The organism is Vibrio tubiashii (assembly GCF_028551255.1).
GTDB classification, from domain to species: Bacteria; Pseudomonadota; Gammaproteobacteria; order Enterobacterales; family Vibrionaceae; genus Vibrio; species Vibrio tubiashii_B.
Genome location: NZ_CP117029.1, coordinates 1253523 through 1266311, shown reverse-complemented (window position 1 = coordinate 1266311; position 12789 = coordinate 1253523). Strand labels below are relative to the sequence as shown.

Annotated in this window: 15 protein-coding genes and 1 pseudogene; all 16 read right to left on the bottom strand. The window is 43.3% G+C overall.

What is annotated here, in order from left to right:
* Positions 1-10: 10 nt before the first annotated feature.
* The gene (locus LYZ37_RS05750; protein ID WP_272786850.1) at positions 11-640 is read right to left on the bottom strand and encodes an OmpA family protein; all 630 of its coding nucleotides are present in this window, start codon (positions 638-640) and stop codon (positions 11-13) included.
* Positions 637-1920 carry a pilus assembly protein TadG-related protein gene (locus LYZ37_RS05745; protein WP_272786849.1) on the bottom strand — a complete coding sequence of 428 codons (1284 nt, stop codon included), beginning with the start codon at positions 1918-1920 and terminating at the stop codon, positions 637-639. The genes LYZ37_RS05750 and LYZ37_RS05745 overlap by 4 nt, the downstream gene beginning before the upstream one ends.
* Positions 1921-1922: 2 nt before the next feature.
* Positions 1923-2462 (bottom strand): tight adherence pilus pseudopilin TadF, encoded by a 540-nt coding sequence (gene tadF / locus LYZ37_RS05740; RefSeq protein ID WP_272786848.1) that lies wholly within the window; start codon positions 2460-2462, stop codon positions 1923-1925.
* The gene (locus LYZ37_RS05735) at positions 2443-2973 is read right to left on the bottom strand and encodes a TadE/TadG family type IV pilus assembly protein (protein ID WP_272786847.1); all 531 of its coding nucleotides are present in this window, start codon (positions 2971-2973) and stop codon (positions 2443-2445) included. Before LYZ37_RS05735 ends, tadF begins: the two co-directional genes overlap by 20 nt.
* 3 nt (positions 2974-2976) lie before the next feature.
* Positions 2977-3711 (bottom strand): tetratricopeptide repeat protein, encoded by a 735-nt coding sequence (locus LYZ37_RS05730; RefSeq protein WP_272786846.1) that lies wholly within the window; start codon positions 3709-3711, stop codon positions 2977-2979.
* Positions 3704-4597: a type II secretion system F family protein gene (locus tag LYZ37_RS05725; protein WP_272786845.1), complete on the bottom strand. Its 894-nt coding sequence runs from the start codon at positions 4595-4597 to the stop codon at positions 3704-3706. Before LYZ37_RS05725 ends, LYZ37_RS05730 begins: the two co-directional genes overlap by 8 nt.
* Entirely contained in the window at positions 4597-5523 is a 927-nt protein-coding gene (locus tag LYZ37_RS05720; RefSeq protein WP_272786844.1) for a type II secretion system F family protein, read from the bottom strand. The genes LYZ37_RS05725 and LYZ37_RS05720 overlap by 1 nt, the downstream gene beginning before the upstream one ends.
* The gene (locus tag LYZ37_RS05715) at positions 5520-6803 is read right to left on the bottom strand and encodes a CpaF family protein (protein WP_272786843.1); all 1284 of its coding nucleotides are present in this window, start codon (positions 6801-6803) and stop codon (positions 5520-5522) included. Before LYZ37_RS05715 ends, LYZ37_RS05720 begins: the two co-directional genes overlap by 4 nt.
* Complete coding sequence (locus LYZ37_RS05710) at positions 6803-8038, bottom strand: AAA family ATPase (protein ID WP_272786842.1); 1236 nt, start codon at positions 8036-8038, stop codon at positions 6803-6805. The genes LYZ37_RS05715 and LYZ37_RS05710 overlap by 1 nt, the downstream gene beginning before the upstream one ends.
* A gap of 11 nt (positions 8039-8049) precedes the next feature.
* A complete protein-coding gene (locus tag LYZ37_RS05705) occupies positions 8050-8571 on the bottom strand; it encodes a hypothetical protein (protein WP_272786841.1) in 522 nt (173 codons plus the stop codon).
* Complete coding sequence (locus LYZ37_RS05700) at positions 8568-9893, bottom strand: type II and III secretion system protein family protein (protein ID WP_272786840.1); 1326 nt, start codon at positions 9891-9893, stop codon at positions 8568-8570. The genes LYZ37_RS05705 and LYZ37_RS05700 overlap by 4 nt, the downstream gene beginning before the upstream one ends.
* A 7-nt stretch (positions 9894-9900) precedes the next feature.
* Complete coding sequence (cpaB, locus tag LYZ37_RS05695) at positions 9901-10701, bottom strand: Flp pilus assembly protein CpaB (RefSeq protein WP_272786839.1); 801 nt, start codon at positions 10699-10701, stop codon at positions 9901-9903.
* 9 nt (positions 10702-10710) lie between these two features.
* Positions 10711-10869 carry a hypothetical protein gene (locus tag LYZ37_RS05690; protein WP_272786838.1) on the bottom strand — a complete coding sequence of 53 codons (159 nt, stop codon included), beginning with the start codon at positions 10867-10869 and terminating at the stop codon, positions 10711-10713.
* A 9-nt stretch (positions 10870-10878) separates the two neighbouring features.
* Positions 10879-11055: pseudogene (locus LYZ37_RS05685) on the bottom strand (A24 family peptidase); the annotation flags it as partial.
* Positions 11056-11138: 83 nt separating this feature from the next.
* Entirely contained in the window at positions 11139-11348 is a 210-nt protein-coding gene (locus LYZ37_RS05680; RefSeq protein WP_272786837.1) for a Flp family type IVb pilin, read from the bottom strand.
* Between the two features lie 502 nt (positions 11349-11850).
* Complete coding sequence (locus tag LYZ37_RS05675; protein ID WP_272787147.1) at positions 11851-12783, bottom strand: class I SAM-dependent methyltransferase; 933 nt, start codon at positions 12781-12783, stop codon at positions 11851-11853.
* Between the last annotated feature and the right edge of the window lie 6 nt (positions 12784-12789).

Below are 12789 nucleotides of genomic sequence, written 5' to 3'. Positions count from 1 at the left end.
CATTTACTATCTATAAAGTAACTTCAACACGGCGATTTTGTTCGCGCCCTTGTGAAGTGGTATTGCTCGCCTTAGGTTCTGTTTTACCTTTTGAATCAATCTGAGTGTTGTCTAGCCCTTGTTCTGATAAATACGCCTGTACGCTGCCTGCGCGCTTTAAACCCAACTGAAAGTTATACTCCTCTGGCCCTGTGCTATCGGTATGCCCAGTCAATACAAACTCATTACTTGATGACTCTGCGATTTTAACAATTCGATCAAGGATTTGCTTCGACACCGGCGTTAGATTCGCACGGTCAAAGTCAAAATAAACACTCGCTAACAGATCGCCAGACTGACCAGAAACAAACTCACCATTGCTGACTAGATACTCTGCACATTCTCGCTCAAGATCAAACTGGCTTGCGAAACGATCGACAAAGTGGCGAGTATCTAGCTCTTTCGCTTCAGTTTGCACCTGATACATATTTCCTGCATTTGGAATAACAGAAACCGGTGTACCAGACTCAACCTGTATATAAGTCGCTCCAGACTGGGTTCCGCATACCTGTTCAAATGCAATATTAGCGTCATTGGCGATGACTGTTGAGCTAGAAACGAGAGCCGAAACAATAAAGAGCTTGTTGAATTTAAAGATCATTTTAAGTGTCCGATTTCTTCAGAAATAAGGTTAAGGATGATGTCTAAGAGTTCATCAGGGTTAGCGGCATCATAGACATTGTCTTCGCCAACACATTGAGTTAGCGGATTGTTATCAACGCTGTAACTAAAACCGATTAGTGCAATTTGAAACGTTACAGGTCTGTTGTCAGAGGTTTTTCGGCTATTTAGCTCGGTGCGTATGTCATCGCATAACCCGTGACTTATCAATGCCCTTGTCGGTACAGGCTCGTTACTCCTCATTGGTCCGTTACGCGTTCTGGTATCGTCACCATCAGATAAAATAACCATCAGCTGACGTGGGTTAGGATCAGATAACCGCTCGAAATACTGTGCTGACTTGATAATTCCTTGATAAGAAGAAGTCGAACCCCCTGGTCGAAACTTGCTCATCTCGTTTCTCAATAGGTCGAAATTATCGGTAAATGGTACATTCTTGTATCGAGTCGTCGAGCTTCTGTATAGCCTATGTGCACACGCCATATCTTTATCGTTAGCGCGGCTATACTTCCACATATTGACCGTTTTTTGTGCATCTAATTTATATTTGCTACCAGATTTCTTATAGTGGAGTTCATCTACATAACTGATAGGTTTGGGTTCTCCCCATCCACATGAAAAGTTGTCTTTCGGTCGAGCTGTAAACTCTGAATAAGGAACTAAAGAAACTTTGTTTTTGATCTCTTGTATACCTTGATAACTCTCCAACTCTTTCAGTACATCATTAATGATGTCTCTAACGTGCTTATATTTCGCTTTACCTTGCCACCGTTCATCCATTGAACCGGAGTAATCCATAACAAACGACACATCAATACTGTCACCTTGATACTTGCGGGCTGTCGCTGCATGTGCAACATCGTAGTTCTCACCAAAGCCGACAAATTCCTGTGTTGGTAGCCAAGCATCTTGGTTGATCGACACTTCTAGCGAATACTGTGAGTATCGGTTAGCACCATCGCAGTCGAGGTTGTTGGAAACATGGCACTCACTCCTTTCTACCTTGGTAATCGAGATATCCGAGTCACTAACATAAGTACTAATGTAATCTTCAGCTAATTTTTTGTTTTCGCTAAGATTTGAGCTATTTCTCGCCGCTAAGGCCAAGGCGGCGACTTCGGAGGCGTCCCCTAACCTAGCTTTGGTTTGCAGTGCGCGCGAACCGTCAATGGCTAGCGTAAAAAAGCCCCACATTCCGGGAATGATCAGAGCAAATAACAGAGCAGCATGCCCACTCTGTTTTCTTCTAGAACTGTGCATGATTATCGCCCCATCATCAAAGAAGAAGATTGTATGGTGGTAAACTCGTCACCAAACAAAGGCCCTGCCCAATTATCGGTCTCGTAACACAAGGTCACGCGATACAAGGTTGCTCGGCGGCCCCATGAAGTCACCATAGATAGATCTTCTTGCTGTGAAATTGTCTGTCCCAACGAGCATCCGGTTCCTTTGGAGATTCGAGTCGAAGATGGCTTGCCATTAAGATCAAAAGTAAGCAGTTCAAACTCGCCACCCACATTACTGGCCTGATAACTGCCCATGGTTCTCCGCATTGAGCCAGTGGCTATCTTATAAATATCGGTCACCATCTTGTTATCGATATCGTAATTGTCTTTACCATAGAACTGGGTACGTTCTTTGATCACATTAACCAGGGAGTAGGAAAGCCTATCGAGTTTTCCTTGTACTGAAAGCTTAACAATGACATCAGCGGTAAAGATCAACATGGTTGAGAATACGACCCCAAGCAAAGCAAACTCGATAGAGAACACACCGCGTTGGTTAGATTTTAAATTGGTCACGCTCGAACTCCTGAATTACAACGACTTCTCTTGTCAGGCTGCTGCTCCCTTGCATAAAGAAGGCGAGCATTGGCGTGTAGTCATATTCGACTCTATATATCGCAAGCGCACTGTCTGTTGGATTTCCGCACTCCGCTTCACTTTGACTTTCGTTCTGCGAGCAGGTGTCATCAATCGCTCCATTGTGCTGGCCTAGCTCTTCGATCGAAGCAAAATAATGCACTGTAAGTTTGTATTTGTTGGGGTCAATAATATTGCCAAGAACACCAGCTTGCTGACGAATAATCCGTTTGAACTCTGCCATAAACTGGGTTTGCTGTGAGCCTCGACTAGCAGCCATACTGGTCGTTTTAGCACTACGAGCGGCTTCGGCAATCGCAAGATCATTGGCAGAGGAAACATAAGCCAAATAGCCCATTTCAGCCCAGAGCATAATCATCAAGAAAAACGCCATAAAACCAAGGCCAAACTCTATAGACGCGACACCGCGTTGTTTGCGTAGAATTAACATGGCTTAAGACTCAAAGTTCGCATTGCTGAAATCACCAACGCGAATAGAGTTTATGATTTGCTGTGTCTGTTTAGGATCATATTTGTCTTCAAGCATTTGCTGAGCTTGGTCGAGATCGCCTAACTTCACCAAAGCAATAACCAGGTTAGCTTCGGTTTTGGCATCTTTTGGATTAGTCTGATAAACAGAAAGCAATAAGTCGTAACTACGTTTGTAATGACCCTGAATTAAATACAGAGTCGCTAGGTTGTTTTTCACTGCGTCATCGCTGTAAAACAGTTTTCTTGCCTCGATGAAATTCTGCTCCGCTAGCTCAAATTTCCCTTCCACCGCAGCTAACACGCCTGCAAGATTATACGCTTCACCACTCTTAGGGTTTAACGACAAGGCTCCGGATACATTCTCAACTGACGGTTCGATCTCGCCTAACTGAAAGTGAGCTTTGGCTAATATCAGATAAGCATCAAAACCTTTCGACTTTTCATCAATTTGACTGATAGCAAAAATCGCTGACTCTGGATCTTCTATCGCTAAATAGGTGCGCGCTAGCTTAATACGCGTGTCAGCACTTTCCTGCTCGCGCAACTCTTGCTTGTAAAACTCGATAAGCTTTTCTTGGTTGTTTGCTTCAACATACATCTGCTCTTTATTCGCATTAATTACTGAACTAGGGTCAGAAGTCTGTGTGGTTGCACAACCACTCAGTAGCAAAGCTGATAACAGCATTAATTTATACATGGTCCATAAACCTCATTACCGCAGGTGCCAAGATGATCACCACAATCGGCATCATGATGAATACAATCAATGGCATAGACATTTTTGCAGCCAGTTTGCCAATGCGCTCTTCAGCTGCAAGCATGTTGACGTCACGAATGTCTGACGCAAGCGTGGTGAGCACTTGATAAATGGATGAGCCATATTGCAGGCTCTGTTTTAAGGTCATGACAAAACTACGGATCTCAGGTGTCGGCAGTTTTTCATACAGTTCGTCTAACGCCCTCTCTAGGCTGACAATTTTTGCTCGGTCATCCACTTTAGCCAGTAGCAGAGCAAGTTCTTTATCAAACGCCCTTAGCTCTAAAGAGAGATATTTAATGGTTGCTTCTAGCGTCATGCCGGTTTGAACACAAATGGCCATCAGATCAAGCAAATAAGGTAACTGTCCGGAAATACGTTGCTGGCGCGCCTTTTTTCTTGCCGCGAGTAACGAGTCAGGAACAATGATGCACGCAATAAACCAAACGGCCATACCCGCTATCATTTTTGAAGAAGGCAATGAGTACATATTTGCTACAAGGTAGATAAGAAAAACACCGAGTATTGATACACCATACTTAAAGTGCATGTAGTACTTAGCTAAATTCTGATTGTGTAGACCTGCCTCCTCTAACTTCTCCTTAATGTCATCTTCCTGTGAAGAGAATGAAGAAGTCAGTTTTTCTAATGCCTGCTCTAGGTGGCTATCCGTATCGTGCTTTTTTTCTTGGCTTTTATCGTCCAGTAACGCGTAGGTTTTTAGCATCTTACGACGCTTGGCCGTACTCCAGATCTGGTAACCAACAATCGCGATACCTAGGGTAATGAGCACAAGGGTGATAAAAATGATCAAATGCGCTGACATTATCTTTGCGCCCCTCTCATCAACATCCAAACAATCAACAGACCGATAAATTCACTGCCAATCAAGTAGTAAAGAATGGGTTTTCCTGCCGGATCAAATAGCAAGAACTCAAAATTGTCAGGGCTGACAAACTGGAGTAAGAACAACACTGAAAAAGGGATCACCGCGACGATTTTCGCCGACATCCGCGCTTCCGCAGTCAAAGCGTACTTTTTCTTCTCTATTGCTCTCGCATCAAACATGAGTCGATTTAAGCGCGCAATAACATCTTTCAACTGACCACCACGCTGCATGTTTGCGCGCAAGGTTATAACGAAAAAATAGAAAGAGGGATATGGAAAGCGGTCGCAAGATTTACGGAACACATTGTCTGGTGTTTCTCCAAGCTGAAGCCTCTCTCCCATACGCTTAAATTCATTACCAACTTCACCCTGTAGAGTACGTCCGACATAAATGATCGCGTGCATAATACTCTCACCCGAACTTACCGCACTAGAAAGCATATTTAACGCATCAGGGAAGGCACTTTCGAAAGCCTGGCGCTGACGCTTTTGCAACCATAAATAGCCAAATACCCAGCCAAGCACTAACACACTTGAAACAACCACCAACAAGTTTGTCTGCAAGTACTTATTATTGAGCACTACTCCGCCAACAACTAAGACGAGGCTAAAGATAGTCAATTTCACCTCAGCCATTTTGCCTAACTGACGCTTTACGTTTTTGCTTCTTGCTTTCACTACATCGATGAAGGTTTTGTCAGAAAGCGCTTTAAGGTCAACGGCTTGTTGAGCCTCATCAATGGAACTAACCATTAACGATGTGTTTGCTTCTTCCAAATAGTAGTTTTTTTGCTCGCTTTTTCTTGGCCAAAACGCCACCAGCAAGGTCAATCCGCCAAGAATCAAGGCCAACCAATAGATCATGCAGGTTCACCAACATTAAAGGCTTCGGTTAGCTGTTGCTCTAGACCAAAGTATTTGGCTTTCTCAACCAGAACCGAACGCTGCATAAGGCCCGCAGTGACAAAGCGCCCGCGAATTTTGCCATCTTCATTGCCCATTGAAGCGGGCTGAAAACGGAACATTTCTTCCAACACCACGTTTGAGCCTTCGATACCAACAACTTCGGTAATACTCATCACTTTCCGGCTTCCATCGTGCAAGCGACTGATTTGCACCACGAGATCGACTGCACTAACAATCGTCCGACGAATCGCCTCTAGTGGCAAACTGCTTGTCGCCATCATCACCATTGACTCTACCCTTGCCAGTGCATCTCGGGGGGTATTGGCGTGCAGAGTAGACATAGAACCATCGTGGCCGGTATTCATAGCCTGAAGCATTTCAAACGCTTCTGCGCCACGACATTCGCCAACAATAATTCGATCAGGACGCATACGGAGTGAGTTGATCACCAAGTCGCGCTGATTAATCGCACCTGAACCTTCGATACCTGCGGTGCGCGTTTCCAAACGCACAACATGTGGCTGCAACAGTTTCAACTCTGCCGCGTCTTCGATAGTCACAATGCGTTCTTTCTCTGAGACGTATTGAGACAAGGCATTAAGCATGGTTGTCTTACCTGAACCAGTACCACCAGATATCAAAATATTGAGTCGGCAGCGAGCAGCAATCATTAAGATGCGTGCCATCTCAGGGCTCATCGCACCAAATTCAACCAGTTCAGATAGCTCTATGGATTGCTTTTTAAATTTTCGGATTGAGATAGACGTACCATCAATCGCAATAGGTGGAATAACGATATTAACGCGACTTCCATCAGGCAATCGGGCATCACAGGTTGGCGAAGATTCATCAACACGTCTACCGACTCGACTAGCGATACGTTTAGCAATTTGCTGCAACTGGTCTTCGTCAATAAAGGAGACATTGGCTTTCTCTACCAAGCCGTAGCGCTCGACAAACACCTTGTCACAGCCATTGATCATGATGTCACTGATCGACTCATCTTCCATTAAAGATTGCAAAGGACCCAGTCCGTGCAACTCGTCGACAAGTCCTTTGACATACTCACGACGAATAACACTTGCCACTGAAAACCCAAGTTTGTCGATCAGCATATCGACGGCGTTGGATAGCTGAACCGTTAACGCCTCTTTAGACAGACTTTGAACAACTTCAGCATCTAACGCTTCGAAGATCTGTTTGCGGATCTGAACATAAGCTGACTTATTGATGTCCATTATTTGCCTCGCTTCAGCATGCGACGTAGCCAACTGTTTTTGTCGCTTTCATCGGATTGACCGAGAAGCATCGCGGTGAGCTTATGCAGGTTTTGGCTAACTGGATAGTCATGCTGGTAGATGTGCTTTTGCTCCAAGACCAGCTTACTCATTCTTGGCTCATTCGGCAGAACTACGTCAGGCTCACGACCTAAAAACTCTTTAATGTCAGCAGGGCTAATCGTTGCGGCTTTTTCTGCAATGGTGTAGTTCAGAACAAACAAGCAACGAGCGTTAGAATCCGCCATTTCCAAGCTACGCATCGTACGCTTAGCTTCGCGAACACTAGAGACCGTTGGCTCCATTAGCAACACAATCACATCGCAGGACGTTGAGATATAATCGAGATCTTGCTTAGAGTTACTCGCTCGGGACAAATCTTCGATAATGAAGTTGTAGTTGCCAGCAAGCTCTGCCGTTAGCGTACGAAGGTACTCTTTCAGCTCTAGCTCATTAAGGTCATCCGATTCAAGCGACATGACCGCTAACATGTTGTCGACCTTTTTCACCATGCTTGTGGCATAGGTTGTATCAACGCTTGATGCGAGCGAGGCTCTCGTAACGGGTTTCTTCTCAAATCGCTTAAGACCCAAGAAGATATCCAAATTGCCGCCACGAAAATCATGATCGACCACCAAACTGCTCGATTTTTTTAGGTTCGATAGTTCAAAAGCAATTTCAGCGGTCAGCATGGTTGCGCCGACACCACCTTTTGTACCCCAAATACCGACTTTTTTTGCTGTGCGATCCTTACCTAAACCGGAGTTTCGTTGGCGGTTATTGTTTACGTTACGAACAAAATCTATCAGCTCTTGTTTAGTGATTGGCCAAAACACATAGTAAAAGCCCATGTCTTTTAAGTTACGAATGGTAGAAATTGCGTCTTCACTACCAATAACAATCACCGAAGCACTGTTGGGCAGCAAGTGACTGATTCGCTCCATATCCTTAGTGACGTTTTCACTAAGGTTCAACTCCACAATGACGATCTCTACCAGAGACTCACGCACATGCTGTTTAATCTTTTCATCGCCGTTTGGCACCATAGTGGGAACATTAATGTTCTCAAAACGAAAGGCTTCATCAACCAGATCGACACACTCTTGGGTTTGATGAAACAATACCGAGGTAATGGTCTCTTTTTTAACCGTATCCTCTAGAGGCTTGCTTTGCAGCTTATCGACTAAATCAAACATAAATTTGTCCCCTACTTAGCAACAGGCTGTGGTGACAGCATTTTTTCTGGATTTACCATTGCTTGCCAACGCGCATTTTCAGCAAAGCAACCTTCAGAGTACGCGCCGAACTGGCCGATTTTACTTGGCGTGCACAGCTCAGTGACCACCTTGGTGTAATGAAACCGAACAGCGACACCTTTATTGTTACCTAAGCTCTCTTGGCTGAACGAGATATGCTTTGCATCAACACCACGTTCGATTAGCTCCTGGCGAAGAGAAGTTGCAAGCTGCTTACCTCGATTTGTCGACCATTGGAGATCTAGCCCTTTGCTCACGACTAAGTCCCAGTTCTTATTGATCAGTGTGCGCACATCTTGCTTAGCATTTTCTAGACCCACCTGCTCAAATGAAGCAGACCAGGTATAAACCATTGGCACTGTGTGAATAGCTTGACCTTCTCGGGTTGAGACTGTTTCTGCGCAGCCAGCCAAAACAAATAGCGCGCACAAACTCGCCACTTGCCAAAGAGATTTATGAGTAATCTTCCTCATAGCTTAAAGCCTCCGGTCGCGTAGATTTCATTTGCCCATTTGTTTTGTTCTGAATCTGAACCATTCAGCTCAACATTCAAAAAACGCTCAAGACTCGTGGTTTTCTGCATTGTTGGTAGTTGGATGGCACTAGGCTCAACTGGCTGAACAAGATTGACCGTCGCAACAATCACAAGTTCGGTACGTGTTCTTTCCGTGCCTGAAGAACGGAACAGTGCACCTAACACCGGAATTTCACCAATAAATGGAATTTGGCTTAATGATTCTTTATCTTCGGTACTCAGCAAGCCACCCAAAACAAAGCTTTTACCATCAGCAAGTTGAACAGTGGTTCTGGCACGGCGAGTTTTTAATGCGGGCAAATTGTAAGAAGCGTTACTGTACTGGGTATCTAGCGAGCTCACTTCTGGCATTAACGACAGTTTAATCTTGTCGTCTTCAAGCACCTTGGCCATAAGGTCAAGACGGATACCAAACTCTTTGTACTCAACGTTAGTCGTTCCATCGACTACTGTGACGACTGGTAGTTCTCCACCGACTAGGAAGTTCGCCGTTTCACCAGACATAACGGAAAGATTCGGCTGGGCGAGAATTTGTCCGACAGTGTCATTACCCATAGCGGTAATAACAGAAATAATATCCGAAGCACTAAATGAGGTTAGCGGATTAACAAAGACACCCGCACTCTGGCCTTGGCTACCGTACTGAACACCAAATTCTTCAAGGAATGAGTGAGACACTTCGGCAATCGACAGTTTTACGTTAACTTGTTTTTGGGTCACGACTTCGATCTGATTAACAACGCCAGTGAAATGAAAGCGCTTCATAAACTCCATTTCATAATCGTCCTCACCACGATTCCATTCTATCGTGAACTCTTCTTTCTCTTTCTCTAACAGTTCACCCACCATCTGATTGATGGCATCTTTGGTTTTTTCGTTTGCAACGGTGCCAGTTAAGACAACGTTGTCACCGATATGAGTCAACTTTACATTGGCATTGGGATACAACAGTTGAACTTGGTTTTCTAATTCTGTTAGCGAGGTATTCACTGTCACCTTGCGTTTAGTGAGTGTCTTTCCGCTAGTGCCAAATACAGCGAATCCAGTCTCACCTAAGGCTTTGCCAAACAAAGCAACTTTGCGTTTATCAATCACTTGATAGTCAGCCACTTTTGGGTTGGAAATAAAGACTGATTCTATATCTTCGCCAACTGAGATTATTTCCATCTCACCTTCAGAGAGATAGGTACTTCTTTGCGCGTTTGAAACAGAAGGTACTAAAAAAAATAAGGCACAAAGAGAGATAAGTAACTTTTTCATTGAAGCCTCAGTTAATGGTTACATCGCTCGAACGATATTCGACCACAGATTTGAAGTTAGATAGCACATCACCCGCATCAGCATGGAGATCTGACTTTTGGTATTCACCGATAGATTTATGAACTTCAAGTTCAGAGATTCTTTTTGCCACAGTAATGGTCGCAACTTGCTTACGAGTCAGCTCAAGGATTAAGTTAATTTCACTCGTTGCAGGGCTGGTGCGAGTCGCATCGATTACGCTTTTGTTTACTTGCAATACTTTGACACCAGTGAGTACCGGGGTAACAAACATATTTCGCTTACGTGTTGCTTGGGTCTCTGCCGTTTCGAGCGAGAATTCAGTGGGTAATGAGAGCGCTAAAACATCAATCATTGTGCCGTGGGTAATCACGCCCCCCACTATTGATTGCGGCTGCACTTTAATTGCGTAAGGAACGCGATTATCACCAATCACGAGATCGACATAACCTTCTTGGTCTGGTGCGACAATCCGCTCTTTAAAGGCCAAGTCACCAGCTTTAAGGTTTTGGGCATAAATAGCCCCAGTTGCAAAATCAAATGACATATCTTTCGCCACACCTAAAGCATTGGCTTCACGCTCAGGTAAACGAACTAGCTCTAAGTCATTTCGCTCTACCTTATCGCCAAGGTAGACATCTTTATTCAAGCGCCAAACTGATACATAGACTTCTATTTTGGTTTCAGGTTGCACATTAGATTTCGGAGAACTGCTTAACGTTCCCGCCAGTCCGAACAGACCAAAAAGAACTGCAAAGCTTGCTACAACAAGAATTACTTTCTTCTTCAATTGAACTCCCTACATAGAAGCAACGATGCCGACTAACCCGCCAGCAGAAATAGCGATTCCATAGGGGATGCCACTGAATGTGTTGCTACTAAGCATTTTCTTTATCAAATAAGCCAAGCTGACCAAGCCTCCAATCAAACAGATAGTGATAAGAGCTATGGGCAACACTTGCGGCTCTATCGCGATCGCGTAAGCGCTAAATAACTTTGAGTCCCCACCACCTAAGATGTTGAACTGGCTAAGTAATAACCCAACTAATAAAATAATAGCTGGCGATATAATTTGAACTTCAGAATATAAATAGGCGTAGCCAAAGCTGACAATTGCAATAAGGAAGCAAACCCTATTACTGATTTTTCTCTCATTGATATCAACGTATATCGCAATAAGAGAAAGAGTGGCTAAAACGATTAGCCACTCAAGCCTAGATGCAAAAATTACGCTTTTCCTGCTTCTAGAGCATCCTTAACGTCTGTAAAAATGTTTCCTAAGCGCGTTGAAATACTATCATCTCCTAGGAAAGCAGCACCAACGACCACGGCAACACCTGCCGCAATAAGACCGTACTCAATTGCAGTTACACCGCGCTCGTCATTTTTGTAGTTTTCTAGGGCTAATTTAGCGTTTACATATAGTTTAGTTAACATGCTCTTTCCTTTTGAATTATGGGTTTTATATTCAATTTCAAATCAAATTAGATTTGATAGAAATGAATCAATAAAATTTAGGTGGCGCATATTAGTAATTTAAAAACAGGCAATCAATCAAAAAATAAATCTTAATTAAATTAAAAAAATAATATAAACAAAGAAAAAATGGATAAATTTATAAATTCAACCAGAAATAGATCAAAAATTTATCAATTATATGTAGGGCTTTTCTTATAATTATGTTTTTAATTATTAATTCATATAATAATAGATCTTATATAGATCTATTAAATATCATCTAGAGACCAAAGTCTTACTTTTGAGACAAAATGAAAGCCGTTACATTTAGTTACTTCTCTCAAAAAACCAAGATCTATCAGTTTATTGTGCGAAATTTCTCACAATAGTCAGTTGCAATAACTTAAAGATGAAAAAATTCTTGTTATTGAGATAAAAAAGCGCCTAAGTAGGCGCTTTAACAACTCTAGTTCGTTTGTTTTTACTTAAACCTGAGTACTTTCAACGAAGCCTCGGGATCGATGTCTTCAAATTCCGCTGGGTTATCCAAACGTTCGACAAAGCTTAATTGCGGTGCTTCTTCCTGCATGCTGTCGATTAAAAACTGACTTGTGACTTGAGGAGAGTTAACACATGCAATCACTTCACCACCTTCCGCTAATAATTCAGGCAACTTTCTAAGAATACGTTTGTAATCTTTAGTTAAAGCAAAGCTGCCTTTTTGAAATGAAGGGGGATCAATCACGATCAGATCATAGCGACCCATTTTTCTGATTTTTCCCCATGAACGGAAAATATCATAGCCTAAGAACTTAACTTGATTAACGTTGTGACCATTTAATTTATGGTTCTCGCGTCCTTTCGATAATGAAGAGCGAGACATATCCACATTCACTACTTGGTCTGCCCCGCCTTCAATCGCAGCAACAGAAAAGCCACAGGTATAAGCAAAAAGGTTGAGGACATTTTTATGTTTGGCGTGAGCTTTTACCCAGTCACGACCAAGACGCATATCCAGAAATAAACCAAAGTTCTGGTTACGCCCAATATCAAGCTGATATTTTAAGCCTGACTCTTCGACAACAGGTCGATTGTCCAATTCACCTAATAATACTTCTGACGGCGCGCCTTCAGCATAACGATACTGAACGACAATGACTTTCCCTTGCTTCTGTTGCCATAACTCACTTTCAGATAAGGTCGTCAGCCCTTGCTTTAACTCTTCAATAAAATCGTCGCTAACCTGCTTAAATAGGCTGACAATGAGCTGACCTTGAATCCAATCACAGGTTAGTTGCTCTAAGCCTGTGAATTTACGCCCACGACCATGAAACAGGCGGCGAACCTCGTTCGGTGCGATTTCAAGTTGGCGTTTCAATTGTTCAAAAAAGATAGGAAGTTGCTCTGACTGCATAGGTAC